This is a genomic window from Xanthomonas pisi DSM 18956, from assembly GCF_001010415.1.
GTDB classification, from domain to species: domain Bacteria; phylum Pseudomonadota; class Gammaproteobacteria; order Xanthomonadales; family Xanthomonadaceae; genus Xanthomonas; species Xanthomonas pisi.
Window position 1 is genome coordinate 49,071 of the sequence record NZ_JPLE01000049.1, and the last position, 20,277, is coordinate 69,347.

Below are 20,277 nucleotides of genomic sequence, written 5' to 3' on the forward strand. Positions count from 1 at the left end.
CTCCTCACACCGCAAACTGTTCGCTGAAGATGCGCTCTTCCAGGTTGTGTTCGGGGTCGAACAGCAACGTCACCTGGCGCTCGGTGGATTCGCGGATGGTGACTTCCACCACGTCGCGGATCTCGTGCGAGTCGGCGGTGACGCTGACCGGACGCTTGTACGGGTCGAGCACGCGAAAGCGCACTTCGGTATCGGCCTTGAGGATGGCGCCACGCCAGCGGCGCGGGCGATACGGCGCGATCGGCGTCAGTGCCAGCGTATGCGAGCCCAGCGGCAGAATCGGCCCGTGCGCGGAATAGTTGTAGGCGGTGCTGCCGGCTGGGGTGGCGACCATCACGCCGTCGCCGATCAGTTCGGCGATACGGGTCTGGCCATTGAGATCCACGCTCAGATGCGCGGCCTGGCGGGTCTGGCGCAACAGCGAGACCTCGTTGTACGCCAGCGAGCCGGCGCTGGTGCCCGATTCGGTCTGCACCAGCATTTCCAGCGGCCGCAGGTGCGCAGGTTCGGCGCGTTGCAGGCGCGCCAGCAGATCGTCTTCGTCGTCGCGGTACTGGTTCATCAGAAAGCCGACCGAGCCCAGCTTCATGCCGAACACCGGCTTGTCGGCGGCACCGTGGCGATGCAGCGTCTGCAGCATGAAGCCGTCGCCGCCCAGGGCGCAGACGACCTCGGCGGTCTCCAGCGGATGATCGCCGTAGCGCTGCACCAGACGCGCCCGCGCGTTCACCGCGGGCTCGGTGTGGCTGGCAAGAAAGGCAATGCGGGGTGATGCGGTCATCGTTGACTCCAGAGCATGCGAATCAGCATACCGCAGCGCCGTGGCGGGCTTGTCGGCCGCGCGCCCCTGCCCTCGCACGCGCGGCCGCCGCTGCGCAACGGCGACCGCGACGCACGCAGCGGGCGCCGCACCGGCTTGCCGGCACTCAGGCCGTCAACCGCCACGCGCGATGGATGCGTGCATGGCGTTCGAAATCCGGATCGATGGTGCGGGGGCTGATTTCCTCGCACTGCGCAAACTCGGCCACCGCCTCTTCATCCAGCTTGAAACGACGGAAGTTGTTGGAGAAATACAGCACCCCACCCGGCGCCAGGCGCGCCACTGCCGCACGCAACAGCCGCACATGCTCGCGCTGGATATCGAAATCCTCGGCGCGGGCGGAGTTGGAGAAGGTCGGCGGGTCGCAGAAGATCACATCGAAGTGCGCACGCTCGGCCTCCAGCCAGGCCAGCGCGTCGGCCTGCACCAGCTTGTGCTTGTTGCCGGCCTGCCCGTTCAAGGCCAGGTTGTCGGCGCACCACTGCAGGTAGGTGCCGGACAGATCCACGCTGGTCGTGGCGCTCGCGCCTGCCACCGCCGCCTGCACGCTGGCCACGCCGGTGTAGCAGAACAGGTTGAGGAAGCGCCGCCCCCTGGACTGCTGCGCCATGCTGCCGCGCAATGGGCGATGATCCAGAAACAGGCCGGTGTCGAGGTAATCGAACAGATTCACCCGTAGCAGCGCGCCGTGCTCCCGCACGTTGACAATTTCGTTGCGCTGCTCGAAGCGGCCGTACTTGCTGCCGCCCTTGCCACGCTCGCGCGACTTCAATGCGACCCGCTCGGCGGGCACGTCGAACACCTCGCGCGCAGCCGCCAGCAGCTCGCCCAGGCGACGGCGCACATCCGCCTCGGGAATGGTCGCCGGCGCGGCATATTCCTGCACATGCAGGAACAGGCGCCGGTCGCCATCGGCTTGCTGGTAGACGTCGATGGCAGCGGAGTACTCCGGCAGGTCGGCATCGTAGGCGCGGTAGCACTCGATGCCTTCGCGGGCGCGCCACTTCTTGAACTTCTGCAGATTCTTGCGCAGGCGGTTGGCCACCATCTGCGCGCCTTCGCTGAGCGCAGTCGGCGCCGCCAACGGGGTGCGGCGCGGCACCGCGATCGGGTCGCAGACGATCAACGCGCACTCGATGGCGCCATTGAACAACTGGTACTTCTTGCCCGCGCGCAGACCGGTGGCGTACGCCAGCTCGGCATTGCCGCATAGCAGGCTCGCCCGCCACTGCGGCACCACGCGCTGCAAGGTGTCGCCCAACTTGCGATACAAGGCCGCGTCGGCGGCCAGGCGCTCGTCGTACGGCGGGTTGCAGACCACCACGCCGGTGGCCTGCGGCGGGGTCTGCAGATCGCCCACCTCGCGCACACCGAACCAGATCGCCTCGGCCACGCCGGCCACGTGCGCATTCTCTTTCGCCGCGCGGATCGCATGCGGGTCCATGTCGCTGCCGTGGATCACCTGCTTCAGGGCGGCACGGCCTGTGCTGTCGCGCTCGCGCGCTTCCTCGACCAGTTGCTGCCAACCCGCGCGGTCGAATCCGCGCCAGCGGCTGGGCACATCGCTCCCATAGCGTTGCAGGCCAGGCGCGACGTCGGCGGCCATCAAGGCACCTTCGATCAACAGCGTGCCGCTGCCGCACATCGGGTCCAGCAAGCCGCCGCCGTCGGCATACACGCGCGGCCAGCCGGCGCGCAGCAGGACCGCGGCAGCCAGGTTTTCCTTCAGCGGCGCCTCGTTCTGCGCCATCCGCCAGCCGCGCCGATGCAGCGGGCCGCCGCCCAGGTCGACCGAGATGGTGGCGCGGCCCTTGCGCAGCGACAAATTCAAGCGCAGATCGGGGCTTTCCACATCCACCGACGGGCGTTCCAGGCCCTGCCGGCGCATGGTGTCGACCACCGCATCCTTGATGCGCTGCGCGGCATAGCGTGCATGCGTGATCGCGGTGCCGGAGACATGCGCGTCCACCGACAAGGTGTGTCCCACCGACAGGTGCTCGTGCCACGGCAGCTCGGACACCCCGGCATACAGCGCGTCCTCGTCCGGGCAGTCGAACTCGGTGAGCGGCCACAGCACGCGGCTGGCCAGGCGCGACCACATGACGGCGCGCAGCGCGTCGCGCGGTTCGCCTTCGACATTGACGCCGGAGATGGTGGCGGTGGCCTTGCTGGCGCCGAGCGCCAGCAGCTCGTCGGCAAGCAGGTATTCCAGGCCCTTGGCACAGGATGCGAAGAATTTCACGTAGGCAGGTATCGATAGGACGCTGGCGCGGCGGCGAGCGTGGGAGCAGGACAGCGGGCCGGCGCCCGGGTGGGCAGTGCCGTGGTCGCCGTGGATGGGCCGCAAATGGTCGGCCATCGCGGCCGGCATTACCACCCCCGCAGGCTGCACCGCCCACCGCACGGTTCACCAGGGCGCCAGCCGCCACTGCGGCTGCCCGGTGTCCAGCCGCTGCTGCAGGGCCAAGCGGTCCAGGAAGGCCGCATCGTGCGAGGCCACCAGCAACGCGCCGGTGTAGCTGCGCAGCAGCGTCTCGATCGCTTGGACGGACGCCAGATCCAGATGATTGGTGGGTTCGTCCAGCAACAGCAGCTGCGCCGGCCGGGCCCGATACAGCGCGCAGGCCAGCGCCGCCTTGAGCCGCTGGCCGCCGCTGAGCTGACCGGTGGGCAGGTCGGCGCGCTGCCGGTCCAGCCCCAGCAACGCCAGCCGCAGCCGCTGGACGTGCTCGGCCGTGGCCGGGTGAGCATCGCACAGCTGCGCGACGGCCGAGCGGGCCGGGTCGAGCAGGGCCAGGTCCTGATCCAGATAGGCCACTGGCACATGCACCTCGCACTGACCGGACTGTGCCGTCAGGCGCCCGCCCAACAGCTGCAACAGCGAGGATTTGCCGCTGCCGTTCGGGCCGACCAGCCCGATGCGGGGTTGGCCGTGCAGCAGCAGATCCACGCGTCGCCCACCCAGCCGCCCGTCCGCGAGTTCCACCTGCTGCAGGGTCGCCAGGCGGTGCGACGCGCCCACCGGCATTGCCGGTGCAAGCAGTGCAATGGCCTGCGGGGCCTCCACCTGGGCGGCGGCCTGCGTCACCGCCTCCGCCAGGCGCGCCTGTTCTGCCTGGCGCTGCTGCTGCAGCCGGCCTGCACTGACCTCGCTGCGCTGCCGCTGGCCCCCGAGCAGGATCGGTGCCTGATTGGCCTGCGCTGCCGCCCGCGCACCGCGCGCCTGGCGTTGTTGCTGACGCATGTGCTGCTCGCGCAGTGCCTGTTCGCCGCGTGCGCGCGTCTGTTTGCGCTGCGCAAGCAGCTCGCCGGCCGCCTGTTGCTCGCATGCGTGCTGCTGCGCGTAGTGGGTGTAGTTGCCGCCATAACTGCGCAGCCCGTGCGCGGACAACGCCAGGATGCGCTGCATGCCGTCCAACAGCACCCGGTCATGACTGATGATCAGCAATCCGCCAGTCCACGCCTGCAACTGCGCCATCAGCCGCTGTCGCTGCGGGCCATCCAGATGATTGCTGGGCTCATCCAGGATCAACATGTCCGGCTGCATCAGCCAGGCACCGGCAAGCACCACCCGCATGGCTTGGCCGCCACTCAGATGCGCGGCGGGAGCAGACGGATCGCGGCCACCCAGCCCCTGCTGATCGAGCGCTGCGGCGAACTCGGCGTGGGCGTTCCAGCGCTCGCCCACGCGCTCGAAATCGGCAGGCGCCGCGTTCCCGGCGGCGATCCGCTTCAACGCATCCAGCAGCGGCGCCACACCTGCCAGATCGGCGATGCGCTGCCCCGGCGTTGCGCTCACGCGCTGCAGCAGGTAATGCACGCTGCCACCGCGCACGCAGCGCCCGCTACTGGGGGCCAGCTGGCCGGCCAGCAAACGGCCGAGCACACTCTTGCCGACGCCATTGCGCCCGACCAGGCCGGTGTGGCGCTGATCGAGCTGCAGGGTCAGATCGGAAAACAGCGTACTGCCATCGGGCAGCACGAATGCGACGCTTTCCAGCGTCACCAACGGACAGGTCATCAGTGTCTCCATTGCATGCCAGGACACGTCGCGCTCCAGACGGAACGGCAACGGGTATGGCCGTCATCGCGACGGCGGCATCAATGGCGCATTGGACCAATCCTCGAATCGGGGGTGCGGCCCAAGTGTAGGCCGGTCTGCGGCTGCGGCGAAACCCTCGAGCCCGGATGCGCCGCAGGGCCGCTCGCTGCAGTGGGTTGGAGCGGCTAACAAAAGCTAGCGAGCAGTCGTCAGGTCGGTGTGGACGGCGCGCAGGAGCCGGAGTGTACGGGTGGTACATGCCGATGCCGGGCACCGGCCGCGCCCGCCTGGCGGGGAGCACAGTGGTTTTGTCAGCCACTGCTGGCCGCAGCAAGCACCTGCCTGCGCGGTGGATCCCCTGACTGCCACCTTGCCGGCACAGCAGATCAGTGCAGTTGCGACCAGCGGCGCCCGCAGGCCCGCGCCGACGCAGCGGACACGCGCCGGGAACGCAACAACACTCCATGCGGCGGGAGCGGCAATGATTGGCCGCTGCCGTCAGTGGCCCATCGGCTTTTGCGCAATGACCGTGGGAAAAATGCTCGCGCGATCGTCGATGAAGCGCACGCTCGCAAAGCCGGCGCTTTCCAGCTGCGCGCGTGTCTGCGCATGGGTGCGAAACGATGCCCAGCGCGCCTGCACGATATCGATGAAGACCTGGCTCTGCAGCACAAGCGATGCCTGATCCAACAGCGCCAGTTTCCACGGGGATTGCGCACACAGGCTGGGCGGAGGCGTCAGGAAACTCGCCACCAGCGTACCGCCCGGCCGCAGCCTGTCGAAGAACGCGCGATACAGCGCGACCACGCGCGCATCGTCGGGCTCATAAAGATTCAGGCCGTTGCTGGTCACCACGTCCACAGTGGCCGCATCGCCCTGCGCCCAGGCATCTTCCAGACGCAGCGACAGCTGCTGCTCCAGGCCGTACCGACGTGCCAGCTGCAGCGCACCGTCCAGCGCCTGCGGGTCCAGATCGATGCCGATCAGACGCACATCCGGGCACTGCCGGTAATCCAGGCTCAGCACATCGCCCATCCAACCGCACGGCACCGACGCGATGGTCATCCCGGGCCGCAACAAGGCCTGCAATTGCGCACGGAAGATCCCGAACCGCTCGCGGGTCGCGAGCACGGCCGGCGTCTTTTCGAAAATTTCGTATTCCAGTGCCGGCGTGGTGTCTTGCGGCAGGGTGCCGGCCTGATAGGTGACCAACCGATGCGTCCACTCCGCATTGAGCCCGCGATTGCGTAACAGGAACCGGCCCAGTTCCATCGCCCACAGCGCATCGACCAATTGCAGCAAACGCTCCACGTCGGCAGCAGAACGGCTGGCGTCCTGTCGCAGTCGCGACCTGATCGACGCGAGCAGGGTCGCATCATCCTGCAAGGTGTCGCCCGCGTGCGAAATCAGGCGCGCATGCAGTGCGGCTGGCGGCACCGGTGGCTCGTCACGTTGCATCTTTCACCTCGGCAAGCGTCGATCGCTGGTGCCGACCATGGTGACGATGGCGGCGCTGCGCTGCGGCCGGAAGCGCGATGCAGGGTGCGGCTGAGCGAACGGGCGCGGCGTGCGCGCAGGGTCGCGACGGCACCGGGCACGCGTGTGCGGCGCAGCGCGACTCAGCCCAGACCGAATGCCGGGTGATAGGCCACATCGGCCAGCGGCAACAGCCGGTCCCCGAACGCCAGCGCCTGCAGTTCCGATATGGGGGCATCGGGCACGCTCAGGCCCGGCTCCACGGCAAACCCGAACCGGCGGAAAAAGCCGGGTTCGCCAAACACAACGCATCCCGCCGCACCGCGCTCGCGCAAGGTGGCCAGGGCTGCGTGCACCAGACGGCTGCCCAGGCCCTGGCGTTGGTGGCCCGGGCCCACCGCCAGCGGCCCCAACGCGAACCAGCCGGACGAACCGTCGGACACGCTCACCGGCGACACTGCCAGATGGCCGACCACATACCCATCGTGGTCGGCGACCAATGACAATGCCAGCGCATCATCTTCGCGCAACGCGGCGATCACATGCTGCTCGTCATGGCGGCTGTGCTCGGCGCGCATGAACGCCACCATGGTCAATACCTCGATGGCCGCCGCGTCGCCGTCGCTGGCCTCGCGGATCAGCACCGCCATCGGCGGCTCGGACTGCGCGGGCGGCATGTCGTCGGCCTCGTGCATCACAGGCGCTGCAACAGCTCGGCAAACGCGCTCGCTGCCGTCTCCACATGCGCGGCAAGATCGTGCTCATCGTCGACCAACAACAGCCGCGCCCGACGCGCCTGCGCCCAGGCGATGACATCGGCGGCAGGAATCAACGCATCGCGCCAGGCATGTACCACCGAGATCGGCACCGGCGCAGCATCCAGCGCCGGCAACGGGCCCATCGTGGTTGGCGGCACCATCAGGAACAGTCCGCGCGTCGGCACCTGCAGCGACACCTGCGCGGCGATATAGGCGCCCAGGCTGGACCCGACCAGCACCAACGGCCCCTTGCCCGCGGCGTCGCATGCGATCTGCAGCAGGCGCTGCAAGCGTCCACGTACGTCGCCGAGCGGACTGACCTCGCGTTGCGCATCCAGATCGGTGAAATCCGGGCGTTCGTGGGTCCAGCCCAGGCGGTCGGCAACCTCTGCCAATGCGCTGACCTTGCGTGCGGCAGGGCCGCTCTCGAACCCGTGCGCCAGAATGCAATGGCCGCGGCTCATAGCGCCTGCACCGTATCGCCAACACGCAGCACGCCGCCCCGCAAGACACGCGCGCACAGCCCGCCATGTCCACGCATCGCGTTGTAGCCGCCCGCGCCCAGCGCGTCTTCCATGCGCGAACACGGGTCGCACGGGTCGGTGCCTTCCAGCTCGACATCGCCGATGCGAAAGCGCCGCCCTTTCAACGCGATCAGCGCAATGCCCGACACCACCAGATTGCGCCGCAGCGTGGCCGGCGCGATCGTCGCATGCCCTGCCAGCGCCGCGATCACCGGCAGATGCTCGGCCTGGATCAAGGTGATCCCACGCTTGCCGCTGCCGCCCTTGTAGCGATCGCCGGCCAGGCCGATGCCGGTGGTGGCCTGCGCGGCTTCCACCTCCAGCATGTCCACATCACGCGCAGGACGCACGCCGATCCAGGTCACCTGACCGGTCTGCGGCAGCGTCGCCATCAATTTGCCCAGCGGGCTGTCGGGATTCAAAGCCATCGGGCAATGCTAGCATTCGCGTCATGTCCGATGCCGTCCTGCCGTCGCCGCCGATCACCTACGCGCCGTTGCCTTACGAATCGCGACTGGCCCGCCGCCGGCTCGAGCACATCGACATGGTGGTCATCCACTGCACCGAACTACCGGACATGGCGATGGCGCGCGACTACGGCGAGCGCGTGCTGTACGACAGCGGCACCGGCAACAGCGGGCATTACTACATCGATCGCAACGGCAGCATCCAGCAGTACGTGGCGCTGGAGCGCGTGGCGCATCACGTGCGCGGCCACAACCCCCACACCTTGGGCATCGAACTGGTCAACAGCGGCCGCTATCCGCACTGGCTGGACTCGCGCCATCAGGTGATGCACGAACCGTATCCGGACGTGCAGATCGCCGCACTGGTCACCTTGCTGCAATGGCTGCAGCAGCAATTGCCATCGGTGCGCCGCATCGCCGGTCATCAGGAGCTGGACACCACCCAGGAAGCGGCCAGCGACGATCCCGCACGCAAGATCCAGCGCAAGCTCGATCCCGGGCCGTTGTTTCCATGGCCACGGATCGAAGCGGCGACCGGCTGGGCGCACGCAGTGCGTTGAGCGCGCAGCGCACGCGTCGGCAACGCTCCCAACTACTCGATCGATCAGGGATCCAGGGCGCGATAGGTTTTTTCGCCGGCATTCACCGCCACCGCCAGCCGGTTTTCCGGTGGCGCGATCGGGCAGACCACGTGCGGGGTGAACGCGCAGGGTGGATTTTCGGCGAGATTGAAATCGAGCAGCACACGGCCATCGCGCGGCATCGCCGTGAACAGATAGCGCGCACCACCATAACTTTCCTTACCGCTGGTGCGATCGGTAAACAGAAAGAACAGCCCGCTGCCATCGTCCTGCGCGATCGCCTGCAGATGGTATTGCTGACGACTGCGGGTAAAGACCGCCTCGCCTGGAACCTGGACCGTCAATGGCGTGCCGATGGATGTCAGCAAGGTCACCGAGCGCGGCGTGGCATACGGCTGCCAGCGTGCATCGACCCGCCACTGCGGATCGATCGGAAAATACTCAAACCCCTGAAATGCGGTCAACGCCGGCGCTGCCTGGTCGCGAAAACGCCAGCCGAACAACGTGCCGGTCTGCACCAGGTAGAACTGACGGTTGCCCACGTCGAGCCGGTCGCCGCGCTGGTCCGCGCGCTCCGGTTTCAGGCTGACATCCTCCACAGGCTGTCCGTTCAACCGCACCGCCGCTCCGGCCGCCGCCTTGAAGCGCGCCTGCCCCTGCGCATCCAGGCTTAGCTCGCCCAGCTGGACAGGGCCGGCAGGCAGGACGAGATCGCTGCGCGGATCGCTGCCCACCTGATACCGACCTGCACGCACGCGACCGGAGCCGGTGTAGCTCAGCCAGCCATCGGGCGCGCGCACCTGCGCCAGCCGCTGCGCGCGCGCACGTTCCAACGCGAGCTGATACAGCTGCTTATCGTTCGTCGAACGCTTGGAGACACGCACATCGCCGGCATCACCAGAGCTTGCCGAACACGCAGCCATCGCCATCACCGCGACGCACAAGGCGCCCTTCTGCAACTGCAACCGCATGCATCCACCCACCACTGCAAGAAACTGCGCTCCGCGCAGCGAGCCTGCGTCCCCACAGACCACCCTTCCTGCCAGTATTGTGCCTGATCAGGAAGCGGTCGCGACCGGGCGCGCAGGATCCTGCAGCCAGCCGCTCCAGGAACCGGCGTACACGCGCGCACCCGACAGGCCAGCCACTTCCAACGCCAACAGCAGATGGCAGGCGGTCACGCCCGACCCGCACATCACCACGGCCTGCTCGGGCGGGTACGCGCCCAGCAAGGCAGACAGCTCGGCACGCAATTCGTCGGCCGGCTTGAAACGGCCATCGCGGATGCTCAGACCCAGCGGGCGACTCACCGCACCCGGCACGTGCCCGGCAACCGGGTCGATCGGCTCCACCTCACCCCGAAAGCGCTCGCCTGCGCGCGCATCCAGCAGCCAGCCCGGAGCCTGCTCCAGCCGCGCCAGGATCTGGTCGGCCTCCACCACGGCATCGGCGTCGAAATTGCCGGGGTACGCAGCGCCATCATGCACTGCCGGCGGCTCGGTGGTGAGCGCCAGACCGGCGGCGCGCCAGGCGGCCAATCCGCCATCGAGCACCGCCACGCGGCGATGCCCCATCAGCCGCAGCATCCACCACGCGCGCGCGGCGGCCATGCTGCCGTCGCCTGCGTCGTAGACCACCACCTGGCTGTGCGGATCGATGCCCCACGCGCCCAGGCGCCTGGCGAAGTCGACGCTCTGCGGCAACGGATGCCGCCCTTGATCGGCACGCGACAGGTCGGCCAGGTCGTGATCGAGATCGACGTAATGCGCACCGGGCAGATGCCCCTGGGCATACGCCTTGCGCGCCGCCTGCGGGTCGGGGGCGGTCGGCGGCGCGGCGCGCGCGTCCAGCAGCCGCAGCTGGGGGTGCGTCAATGCTGACGCCAGGGTGGCGCTATCGACCAGTGTGGTCCAGTTCGGATCGGCACTCATGCAACCTGCTCCAGGCGACGACGAAGATTGAGAAGAATGGCCGCGGTGGCGCCCCAGATGCGCTGTCCGGGCCAGGCGTACTCGAGCACGCGACGTGGACGGCCGCGGAACTCAAGCTCCACGCTGCGCAGATTGTCCGGGTCCATCAGATAGGCCAGCGGCACTTCGAAGATCTCGGCCACTTCCTCCGGCTGCGGCACGGCCACGAACGCGGGATCGATCACCGCCACCACCGGCGTCACCCGGAACCCGCTCACGGTCAGGAACGGATCCAGATATCCCAGCGCGTGCACCTGCTGTGCACCCAGCGCGATCTCCTCGCAGCTCTCGCGCAACGCCGCCGCTGCCGCGTCGGCATCGGAAGGCTCCATCCGCCCGCCCGGGAAGCTGACCTGCCCGGCATGGTGGCGCAGGCTGTCGGTGCGCCGGGTCAGCAGCACCATCGTGCCCTGCTCGCGCGGCACCAGGCCGCACAGCACCGCCGCTTCGGCGGATGCGCCCCCTTCGCTCAGGTCGATCAGTTCGGCATGGTTCCAGCCTGGGCCGTCGGGTGCGGTGTCCAGCGGATACAGCGCCCGGCGCAACTGCGCGTACTCGGGCAGCGCCGCCATCAGCCCACGTGCAGGCAACACGGTATGCAACAACTCCTGGCGTTCGGCGTCACTCATGCTCATCCAGCGTGCGATTTCATCCAGGCTGCGCAAGCAGCCGACACAGTGCGACTGCGCGTCCAACGAACATACACCGATACACGGGCTGGGCAGATCCCCGCGATTGGAATCGGTGTCGCTCATCGCTCGTTTCCGCAGACGCGGCGTGGATGTTTCATCGGTCTCTTCGGGCGAGTCGGCGACGCCAAAACGACAACGCCGGCCTGGTGGCCGGCGTTGTCAGTGCAACAGCAAACGCAATTACTTGACGCTGACCAGCTTGATCTCGAACTGCACGGCCACGTTCGGCGGGAACGGCGTACGCGGGTCGGCGCCATAGGCCTGATCCGACGGCAGGGTCACTTCCCACTTGGAGCCGGCCGGCATCTGCAGCAGGGTCTCGCGCATGGCCTTCATTTCGACTTCGCTGACCTTGATGGCCGGGATCTGCTGGGCCGGACGCGCCTTCTCGCGGTCGCCGAAGGGGAACGGACCGGCCACTTCCAGCTGCACGGTGCTCGCCTGGGTCGGCTTGGCGCCCTTGCCCGCCTCGATCACACGGTACTGCACGCCGCTCGGCAGCGTCTGCACGCCTGCGGTGCCCTTGTTCTTGGCCAGGAACTGCTCGCTCTTGGTCTTGTTGGCAGCGGCGGCCTTGTCGTACTCGGCCTTGGCCTGCTGGGCACGGCCCTGCTCGCGCTTCTGGAACGCTTCGACTGCCGGCTTGAGCTGGTCGGCGGTGATCGCCGGCTGCTTCTTGGCATAGGCGTCCTGCAGACCCTTTACCACCGCGTTGATGTCGAGCTGCTCGCCGCGACCGGTGAGCTCGGCAAGGTTATTGCCGTAGTCGTAACCGAAGTAATAGCTCAACTTGCCCTTTTCGGACGTCGTGTCCTGGGCCAGTGCATTGCCCGTCAGGGCCAGGGCCGCCACAGCGACCGCGATAGAACGCAACTTCATCAAACAATTCTCCAGGGTGGTGGCACAGGACGGGTCTGCCGCCTGAGATGACGCGCTAGGATAGCGGCCGCGATACCGAACCGCTACTTATCACGAAAGCTATGACCAGCAAGGCTTTCGGAAGTTCCGTATTTACTATTTTTTTACGTTCGCAAGGGTCTGCCATGTCCAATGACCTCATTCTGATCGCCGATCACGCCAGTGTCCGGACCATTACGGTCAATCGGCCGGACAAACTGAACGCATTGAACCGCGACACCATGCTGGCGTTGGACCAGGCGTTCGTGGACGCGGCCAATGCCGACGATGTGCGCGTGGTGATCCTCACCGGCGCCGGGCCCAAATCCTTCGTGGCCGGTGCGGACATCGCGGAAATGAGCGATCTGTCGGCGATGGACGGCCGCGAATTCTCACTGGTCGGGCAGCGTTTGATGCGCCGGATCGAGCGCATGCCCAAACCGGTGATCGCCATGGTCAACGGATTTGCGCTTGGCGGCGGGCTGGAGCTGGCAATGGCCTGCCACCTGCGCATCGCCGCCTCCACCGCCCGCCTGGGGCAGCCGGAAATCAATCTTGGCCTGATTCCCGGCTTCGGGGGCACCCAGCGCCTGTTGCGCCTGACCGGCCGTGCCGCAGCACTGGAGCTGTGCCTGCTCGGCATGCCGATCGATGCGGCGCGCGCCGCGCAACTGGGCCTGGTCAATCGCGTCGTCGAACCGGACGCCTTGCAGGAACAAACCCAGGCCTTGGCCCAACGCCTGGCCAGCGCCGCGCCATTGGCGTTGCGCGGCATTCTGGACGCGGTCGTGTTCGGCGGCGAATGCGGCATCGAAGAAGGCCTGCAGCTGGAAACCGCGCAATTTGCGCTGTTATTCGCTACCGACGACATGCGCGAAGGCACCCGCGCATTTCTCGACAAGCGCCCTGCCCAATTCAATAACCGCTGATCATCGCCATGACGCTCGACCCCATATCGGCACCGCGTCCCCTGCCCTTGCAACTATTCGACTGCGTGCAGGCCGATGATCTCGATCGTGCGCTGGCACTCGGCTTGATGGCGTATCTCCCCGACCCGCAGCACGACGCACTGGACGTCGATAGCCCGCAGGTGTGCGCCACGTTATTGGCTGCACAACGGCGTCTGCGCGATGCCTGGGCCGCGCGCGAACGCTATCGCGCGCGCGCCGCGCGCCTGCAACGCCGCGCCGCCGAACGCGACGCACGCAGGGCACCAGCTCCGACACCCAGCCAACCGGCAACGCCGGCATTGCCGCCACTGGCTGCTGCCATCCTGGCGCGTGCCAAGGCAAAAGCCGCCGGTGGAGCGCAGCCATGAACGCGACACAGGCAACCGCACCGGCGCGTCGCGGCAGCACCATGCGCAAGCCTGAAATACAGGAAATGTTCGAGCGTCTGCGCGAACTCAATCCGCACCCGACCACCGAGCTGGAATACACCACGCCGTTCGAACTATTGATCGCCGTGTTGCTGTCGGCGCAGGCCACCGATGTCGGCGTCAACAAGGCCACCCGCAAGCTGTATCCGGTCGCCAATACGCCGCGCGACATTCTCGATCTTGGCGAAGAGGGGCTGAAACGCTACATCGCGACCATCGGCCTGTTCAACGCCAAGGCCAAGAACGTCATCGCCACCTGCCGCATCCTGCTCGAGCAATACGGCGGCGAGGTGCCGCACGATCGCGCAGCGCTCGAAGCCCTACCCGGCGTCGGCCGCAAGACCGCCAACGTCGTGCTCAACACCGCATTCGGCGAACCGACGATGGCCGTGGACACGCACATCTTTCGTGTCGCCAACCGCACCGGCCTTGCACCGGGCAAGGATGTGCGCGTGGTGGAGGACAAGCTGGTCAAGGTCATTCCCGCGCAGTTCCTGGACGATGCGCACCACTGGCTGATCCTGCACGGCCGCTACGTCTGCAAGGCGCGCAAACCCGATTGCCCGGGCTGCGTGATCCACGACCTGTGCCGCTACCGGGACAAGACCGCGGCGCCACCCGAACGGCCCCCAGCTTCGAGGCGCTGACCCGGTCCAAGCGCAGCTAAAGAACGCCTGCGCTCACCACCCGCGGGCGCGGCCAGCGCTCGCTGCGGCTGCAGCCGTACGACTCATACATTCCGGTCCTGAGCACGCCGCCCACATCCCCCCGAGACTCTCGCCACGTCTGGTGAGCCGCTTCAAGACAACATGGCTGACATGCTTTAGCACAGCCATCACATCCAAAACAGGGACAGGCAGATCCGCGTTCGCCCCCCTGGTGCCGTCAACACGCAAGCCGTTGCGCTTGCCATTGCCGAATCCCGATTCCCCATAAAAAAAAAATCGTGACCGGATGATGCGTCTTTCGGCGCCATGCATCATCCGGTCACGACAGATGTCACCCGGCGCGAACGCCGGGCGTTTGCCACTGATTACGCCGCTTTGCGCGGTTCGTCTACCGGCACGCTTTCCACGGTCGGCTGACCTTCGACGCGTCGGTCCAGTTCCTTCCAGTCCACCACGAGCTCGCATCCGCGCGACGCCGCATTCCGACTCCAATCGCGCAGCAATTCGATGCAGGCGTGGTCGACGTGATGCAGCTTGGCCACGTCCAGATGCAGCGCGGTGTTCGGCGGCACGCTTTCCAGCGTCCGCGCCATTGCCGGCACCTTCAGGAACGTTGCCGAACCCTGCAGGGTCAGGTGCATTTCGTCCTTCTTGTCCGCGTGCTCGCGCACCTCGACCTTCAGACGCGAGGAGTGCAACGCCAGACGGAACAGCGACAGGCCGAAGCCGATCAGCACGCCGGTCAGCAGGTCGGTCGCCACGATCGCGAAGGTGGTCGCCAGATAGATGGCCGCAGTTCCACGACCGTAGGTCGCCAACTCCTTGACCTGACCGATCTTGATCATCTTCACGCCGGTATAGACCAGGATGCCGGCCAGACAGGCCACCGGCGTCATCCGCAGCAGCCATGGCAGCAGCATTGCGAACACCAGCAACCAACCACCATGCAGGATCGTCGACGCACGCGTGGCCGCACCGGCCTGCACATTGGCCGCACTGCGCACGATCACGCCGGTCATCGGCAACGCGCCCAGGAAGCCGCACAGCATATTGCCCACGCCCTGCGCCGCCAGCTCACGGTCGTACTGCGTCCGCGCACCCTGATGCATGCGATCCACCGCCGCCGCCGACAACAACGTTTCGGCACTGGCGATGAAGGCGAAGGTCACCGCCGACACCAGCAAGGTGTGATTGAACACGCCAAAGATGTCAGAGATGCTGGGGATGCTGATCGCCGAGAACAGGTTGCTCGGGACGTCGACACGATTGACGTCCAGACCCTGCAGCTGCGCCGTCGCGGTGACCGCGACCACCGCGATCAAGGCTCCCGGCAAGAAGCGCAGACGCTGCGGACGCAGCTTGTCCCAGGCCAGGATGATGCCGATCGTCGCCAGACCCACGAACAACGCCATGCGGCCGGTGCCTTCGCTGACCGCCTGCCACAACACGGCAGGCAATGCGGCGAAGTTCTCCAGGCCACGTGCCTTGGGCGCGGCGTCCATCAGCACATGCGCCTGCGATGCCACGATCAGGATGCCGATGCCCGACAACATGCCGGCCACCACGGCCGGCGATGTCATGCGGAACCAGACGCCAGCCCGGCACAGACCGGCCACCAACTGAATCGCACCGGCCACCAGAATCACCGGACCAAGCGCGGCAGCGCCATGCTCACGCACCAGTTCGAACACCAACACAGCCAGGCCGGCGGCCGGACCGCTCACCTGTAAAGGAGAGCCCGCCAGGAAGCCAACGACCAGCCCACCGACGATACCGGTGATCAGACCTGTGGCCGGCGGCATTCCGGACGCGATCGCAATACCCATGCACAACGGCAGCGCGACAAGAAAGACCACGACAGACGACAACAAATCACGCCCGAACAGTCCCTGACGGAAATATCCGCCGATACCTGATGTGTTCATGATCGACTCCGTCAGGCGAGTTCAGCGCGAACGACTTGTTGCAGTCGCGGGCGCGGGGTGGCTTCGGGAGTGTTCTCGCCCAGCAACGGACGGAAGCCACCCTTCTCTGCATCGAAGGCGCGGATATCGCCATGGGCGATGTCGTAGATCCAGCCGTGGATGCGCAAGGTGCCGGCCGCAAGACGCGCGGCGACCACCGGCTGCGTGCGCAGATGGTCCAGCTGCGAGACCACGTTCTCTTCGGTCATGCAGCTGAGCGCATCCGGGCTGGCCGGGTCGTGGCCGTGGTGGGCAGTGACATGCCGCGCGGCATCGGTGTGCTTGAGCCACGCCGCCACCGACGGCACGTCTTCCAGCGATTCCGGCTTGAGCACGGCCTTCATCGCGCCGCAGTCGGTGTGACCGCAGATCACGATGTGGCGCACGCCCAGGACGGCAATTGCGTATTCGATTGCCGCAACCACGCCGCTGACATGCTGGGAATACGGCGGCACCACGTTGCCGATATTGCGGTAGACGAACAGTTCGCCCGGCTGCGCGGAGAAGATCAGCTCCGGCATGACGCGCGAGTCGGCGCAGGTGATGAACAGGGTATGCGGGCTCTGACCGCCGGCCAGCTCCTGAAAGAGCGCACTCTGGCGCGGATACACTTCCTTACGGAAATGACGAAAACCTTCTAGCAAACTTTCCATGGGAGATTCCTCTAGGCAACGAATGGCCATCCGCGGCGCAAACCGCGAATTGCAAAGACAAACAAATCAGTAGGAAATCCGGCGCGCAACGCACCGGGTACAGCGACAGCGTGGATCAGCCAAGCAATGCGTTTGGAGGACGCAGTTGCGGGATCAGGTCGCGTTTTTGATTTGCCGGCGCATGGTGCGCGTGCCAAGAAGGGGAATACCGCGCCAGCATCGGCCATGCTTGGGAGAGCAAGGGGATATCGTCTGCAGGATGTGTATCGACTTGGCTCTGTGTATCGCCTTCGTCCTGCGGATCTTCTGCTGCATCGCGTTCTTCGCCAGCATCCACCATCACCGCCAAGCCGTCACCCATCAACGCATCGTGGATGCGCGTGTGTGCATTGGCTGCCGACCACGCGGTGAGCGCGAGCAGACAGACCAGCAGCAATTGGAGGAATCGAGGAAACATGGCCTCGAAACTAACAATTTAGAAGCGGCATGCGCAAGTGGTGCGTTGCACAAGCTGACACATACGTTCAGCAGGAAGGCGCTGCGGTTCAGGTCGCCACGCCAGGCGATCGCAACAGCCGCCAATCCAGCGTGATGCAGCGCACTGTCACATGGCTGCCCCGTTCAGATTTTTGACACACGACGACACAGTCTAAACACTCGTAAACTCTTGTCTTTAATGGCAAAAATCATTTATGACGATTCTGTGGTTTTGTCACATTAACGCAACTTTCACGCCATAGCCTGCGCCCACTTTCTCAGGTCGCAAGGCATCTATGAAACTCGCTCCCACCCTGCTTGGCTCGGCCCTGTTGCTGGCACTGACCGCGCCCGCCGCGCATGCCGAAATCGCCATCGATATGATCGGCGGCTCGGAGGTCTCGTTGGAAGGCCTGGTCCAGGCCGACGGCAACTGGTTCCACAACGATGTGCAGGACCTCAATGGTCCGATCGGCGCCAATGGCGACAATTCCGAATTCAGCATCCGCCGCGCCGAGCTGGTGCTCAAGGGCAAGGGCCCGGGCAACTTCGAATGGGTAGCCGGCTACGACCCGAGCGTGCTGAAGGAAGTGACCATCCGCGGCACCACCATCCGCAGCACCGGTCGTTTTCTGGACAACAACATCAAGTACAAGTTCGGCGGCAACGCCAACAACTATCTGCAGATCGGTCAGTTCAAGCAGCCCAACAGCCTGGAAGAACTGTCCAGCACCAAGAACAACGACTTCGTCTCCAAGGCGTCGGTGACCAACACCTACGGCATCTCGCGCCGGCTGGGCGTGGCGTACGGCATGGGCGACAACAACTGGAGCGTCACCGCCAGTGCGTTCGGCCGCGAACTGACCCGCAACCAGGCGCATGGCAGCGGCTACGGCGCACGCGGCACCTGGGCGCCGATCAACGAAAGCGGCAATGTGCTGCACTTTGGCCTCAGCTACCTGGGTTACGACACCGATGACGACACCCTGCGCCTGCGCGCACGTCCGGACGCCGACCTCACCACCATCCGCCTGATCGACAGCGGCGCCATTACCAACGTCGATCGCGTGGGTGTGGCCGGTGCCGAGGCGATGTGGGTCACCGGGCCGTTCAAGCTGCAGAGCGAGTACTTCCAGGAAAACGCCAAGCGCATCGGCAACAACGCGCAGGACTACAAGAGCGACGGTTGGTACGTCAGCGGCGTGTGGAACATCACCGGCGAAACCTGGGGCTACAAGGCTGGTGTGCCGACCACCCCGCTGCCGAACGAACCGGCATCGGGCCTGTGGCAGCTGGCCGTGCGCTACGACACCCTGGACCTCAACGATGGTCACCTGATCGCCAACGGCAACACCCCGTTCGTGGACGGCGTGCTGGGCGGCAAGATGAACGTGTGGACCGTCGGCGCCAACTGGTACTGGCGCTCCAACTTCAAGTTCGCGCTGGACTACGCGAAGGTGGAAAGCACCCGTTACAGCAGTGCCACGCGCGGCCTGGTCGATGACAACCCGTCGATCATCGAGGCGCGCGCGCAGTTCTATTGGTAAGCGTCTTCGTCCCTGGCCACCGTATGCGCTCGCCAGAGCGCATGCGGTGGACGGATCCGCTTCGACGTGTCCCGGCGCGCGTTTGCATGGCGCCATCTTGCTTCTGTCATCTCTCCGACACCTCGCGGTCATGTCCTTGCCCTGCAATGGCGCGACCGCGGGACGTCGCGATCCCTACCCTCTCTGGAGCTGTTCCGTGACCCACTCCTTCAAGACCCGTCTGGCCGTCGGCATGCTCGCCGCTTCGCTGGCTTTGTGCGCCCAGGCTGCCGATGTCACCGGCGCCGGTGCGTCCTTCATCTACCCCGTCATGTCCAAATGGTCGGCCGACTACAACGCCGCCACCAAGAAGCAGGTCAACTATCAATCGATCGGTTCGGGCGGCGGCATAGCCCAGATCAAGGCGGCCAGTGTGGACTTCGGTTCCTCCGATGCCCCGCTGAAGCCGGAAGAACTGGCCGCTGCCGGCCTGGCGCAGTTCCCGTCGGTGATCGGCGGCGTGGTGCCGGTGGTCAACGTCCCGGGCATTGCCGCCGGCACGCTCAAGCTCGATGGCAAGACCCTGGGCGACATCTTCCTGGGCAAGGTCAGCACCTGGAACGATCCGGCCATTGCCGCGCTCAACCCGGGCGTGAAGCTCCCCGAGGGCAAGATCACCGTCGTGCATCGCTCCGACGGCTCGGGCACCAGCTTCAACTTCACCAACTACCTGTCCAAGGTCAATCCGGACTGGAAAAGCAAGGTTGGCGAAGGCACCGCCGTGCAGTGGCCGACCGGCATCGGCGGCAAGGGCAACGAAGGCGTGGCTGCCTACGTGAAGCAGATCAAGGGCGGCATCGGCTACGTCGAGCTGTCGTACGCGCTGCAGAACAAGATGGCCTACACCGCGATGAAGAACGCCGCCGGCAAGTTCGTGCAGCCGTCCGATGAAACCTTTGCCGCCGCCGCCAACAGCGCCGACTGGGGCAACAGCAAGGACTTCTACTTGGTGATGACCAATGCCGCAGGCGAAAACGCCTGGCCGATCACCGCCACCAACTTCATTTTGGTGCAGAAGAAGCCGAAGAACGCCGCTGGCCTCAAGAACACCCTGGAGTTCTTCCGCTGGGTCTACAGCAAGGGCGACGCGCAAGCCAAGGCGCTGGACTACGTGCCGCTGCCGGACAGCCTTGTGACGCAGATCGAAGGGTATTGGGCCAAGAACCTGCCGCACTGACCGCGTGCAGCGAGGCTGCCGCATGCATCGCCAGGTGCATGCGGCTGCCGTCGAAGACGGTGGTTGCGCGCGAGCACAGGCTTGGCGTGCTCCACCCGGCCGGGCTGACACCTGCGTGTCACGTTGACTGGCCACTCTCAGCACGAC

At 66.1% G+C, this 20,277-nt stretch carries 20 protein-coding genes and 1 other RNA gene; 6 read left to right on the plus strand and 15 right to left on the minus strand.

Annotated elements, in window-relative coordinates; all coding sequences use genetic code 11:
- Window positions 1–4: 4 nt before the first annotated feature.
- The 8 genes from Y887_RS12425 to Y887_RS12455 all read right to left on the minus strand — a co-directional run bounded on the left by Y887_RS12425 (window position 5) and on the right by Y887_RS12455 (window position 8,048).
- A complete protein-coding gene (locus Y887_RS12425; protein WP_046964633.1) occupies window positions 5–781 on the minus strand; it encodes an NAD kinase in 777 nt (258 codons plus the stop codon).
- A 145-nt stretch (window positions 782–926) separates the two neighbouring features.
- Window positions 927–3,062, minus strand: coding sequence for a bifunctional 23S rRNA (guanine(2069)-N(7))-methyltransferase RlmK/23S rRNA (guanine(2445)-N(2))-methyltransferase RlmL (rlmKL, locus tag Y887_RS12430; protein WP_046964657.1), 2,136 nt, complete (start codon window positions 3,060–3,062; stop codon window positions 927–929).
- 165 nt (window positions 3,063–3,227) lie between these two features.
- The gene (locus Y887_RS12435) at window positions 3,228–4,841 is read right to left on the minus strand and encodes an ABC-F family ATP-binding cassette domain-containing protein (RefSeq protein WP_046964658.1); all 1,614 of its coding nucleotides are present in this window, start codon (window positions 4,839–4,841) and stop codon (window positions 3,228–3,230) included.
- A gap of 204 nt (window positions 4,842–5,045) precedes the next feature.
- Window positions 5,046–5,121: non-coding RNA, sX9 sRNA (locus Y887_RS19130), on the minus strand.
- 239 nt (window positions 5,122–5,360) lie between these two features.
- Window positions 5,361–6,320 (minus strand): SAM-dependent methyltransferase, encoded by a 960-nt coding sequence (locus Y887_RS12440; RefSeq protein ID WP_046964634.1) that lies wholly within the window; start codon window positions 6,318–6,320, stop codon window positions 5,361–5,363.
- Between the two features lie 161 nt (window positions 6,321–6,481).
- Complete coding sequence (locus Y887_RS12445; RefSeq protein WP_046964659.1) at window positions 6,482–6,988, minus strand: GNAT family N-acetyltransferase; 507 nt, start codon at window positions 6,986–6,988, stop codon at window positions 6,482–6,484.
- Between the two features lie 44 nt (window positions 6,989–7,032).
- On the minus strand, window positions 7,033–7,560 hold the full coding sequence (locus tag Y887_RS12450) for an alpha/beta fold hydrolase (protein WP_046964635.1): 528 nt from the start codon (window positions 7,558–7,560) through the stop codon (window positions 7,033–7,035).
- Window positions 7,557–8,048: an MOSC domain-containing protein gene (locus Y887_RS12455; protein WP_046964636.1), complete on the minus strand. Its 492-nt coding sequence runs from the start codon at window positions 8,046–8,048 to the stop codon at window positions 7,557–7,559. Before Y887_RS12455 ends, Y887_RS12450 begins: the two co-directional genes overlap by 4 nt.
- A 23-nt stretch (window positions 8,049–8,071) precedes the next feature.
- Here Y887_RS12455 and Y887_RS12460 point away from each other — a divergent pair, with 23 nt between their 5' ends.
- Complete coding sequence (locus tag Y887_RS12460) at window positions 8,072–8,647, plus strand: N-acetylmuramoyl-L-alanine amidase (RefSeq protein WP_046964637.1); 576 nt, start codon at window positions 8,072–8,074, stop codon at window positions 8,645–8,647.
- A 44-nt stretch (window positions 8,648–8,691) separates the two neighbouring features.
- Here the strand turns inward: Y887_RS12460 and Y887_RS12465 are convergent, their stop codons facing one another.
- The 4 genes from Y887_RS12465 to Y887_RS12480 all read right to left on the minus strand — a co-directional run bounded on the left by Y887_RS12465 (window position 8,692) and on the right by Y887_RS12480 (window position 12,209).
- On the minus strand, window positions 8,692–9,639 hold the full coding sequence (locus tag Y887_RS12465) for a DUF1684 domain-containing protein (RefSeq protein ID WP_046964638.1): 948 nt from the start codon (window positions 9,637–9,639) through the stop codon (window positions 8,692–8,694).
- An 87-nt stretch (window positions 9,640–9,726) separates the two neighbouring features.
- Entirely contained in the window at window positions 9,727–10,599 is an 873-nt protein-coding gene (locus Y887_RS12470) for a sulfurtransferase (RefSeq protein WP_046964639.1), read from the minus strand.
- Window positions 10,596–11,393, minus strand: a complete 798-nt coding sequence (locus tag Y887_RS12475; RefSeq protein ID WP_046964640.1) for a CoA pyrophosphatase — start codon at window positions 11,391–11,393, stop codon at window positions 10,596–10,598. The genes Y887_RS12470 and Y887_RS12475 overlap by 4 nt, the downstream gene beginning before the upstream one ends.
- 117 nt (window positions 11,394–11,510) lie before the next feature.
- On the minus strand, window positions 11,511–12,209 hold the full coding sequence (locus Y887_RS12480; protein WP_046964641.1) for an FKBP-type peptidyl-prolyl cis-trans isomerase: 699 nt from the start codon (window positions 12,207–12,209) through the stop codon (window positions 11,511–11,513).
- Between the two features lie 164 nt (window positions 12,210–12,373).
- Between Y887_RS12480 and Y887_RS12485 the strand changes: the two genes are divergently transcribed.
- Genes Y887_RS12485 through nth form a run of 3 tightly spaced genes read left to right on the plus strand, consistent with a single transcriptional unit; the run spans window position 12,374 to window position 14,252 of the window.
- Window positions 12,374–13,156, plus strand: coding sequence for an enoyl-CoA hydratase/isomerase family protein (locus Y887_RS12485; RefSeq protein WP_046964642.1), 783 nt, complete (start codon window positions 12,374–12,376; stop codon window positions 13,154–13,156).
- An 8-nt stretch (window positions 13,157–13,164) separates the two neighbouring features.
- A complete protein-coding gene (locus Y887_RS12490; protein ID WP_046964643.1) occupies window positions 13,165–13,545 on the plus strand; it encodes a hypothetical protein in 381 nt (126 codons plus the stop codon).
- On the plus strand, window positions 13,542–14,252 hold the full coding sequence (gene nth / locus Y887_RS12495) for an endonuclease III (protein WP_046964644.1): 711 nt from the start codon (window positions 13,542–13,544) through the stop codon (window positions 14,250–14,252). Before Y887_RS12490 ends, nth begins: the two co-directional genes overlap by 4 nt.
- A gap of 386 nt (window positions 14,253–14,638) precedes the next feature.
- Here nth and Y887_RS12500 read toward each other — a convergent pair whose 3' ends face one another.
- From Y887_RS12500 to Y887_RS12510, 3 genes are all read right to left on the minus strand, one after another.
- Window positions 14,639–16,198: a SulP family inorganic anion transporter gene (locus Y887_RS12500; RefSeq protein WP_046964645.1), complete on the minus strand. Its 1,560-nt coding sequence runs from the start codon at window positions 16,196–16,198 to the stop codon at window positions 14,639–14,641.
- Between the two features lie 11 nt (window positions 16,199–16,209).
- Entirely contained in the window at window positions 16,210–16,890 is a 681-nt protein-coding gene (locus tag Y887_RS12505; RefSeq protein WP_046964646.1) for a carbonic anhydrase, read from the minus strand.
- Between the two features lie 115 nt (window positions 16,891–17,005).
- On the minus strand, window positions 17,006–17,326 hold the full coding sequence (locus tag Y887_RS12510) for a hypothetical protein (protein WP_181112898.1): 321 nt from the start codon (window positions 17,324–17,326) through the stop codon (window positions 17,006–17,008).
- 337 nt (window positions 17,327–17,663) lie between these two features.
- Here Y887_RS12510 and Y887_RS12515 point away from each other — a divergent pair, with 337 nt between their 5' ends.
- Complete coding sequence (locus Y887_RS12515) at window positions 17,664–18,914, plus strand: OprO/OprP family phosphate-selective porin (RefSeq protein WP_046964648.1); 1,251 nt, start codon at window positions 17,664–17,666, stop codon at window positions 18,912–18,914.
- Between the two features lie 196 nt (window positions 18,915–19,110).
- The gene (pstS, locus tag Y887_RS12520; RefSeq protein WP_046964649.1) at window positions 19,111–20,130 is read left to right on the plus strand and encodes a phosphate ABC transporter substrate-binding protein PstS; all 1,020 of its coding nucleotides are present in this window, start codon (window positions 19,111–19,113) and stop codon (window positions 20,128–20,130) included.
- The last annotated feature ends 147 nt before the right edge of the window (window positions 20,131–20,277 follow it).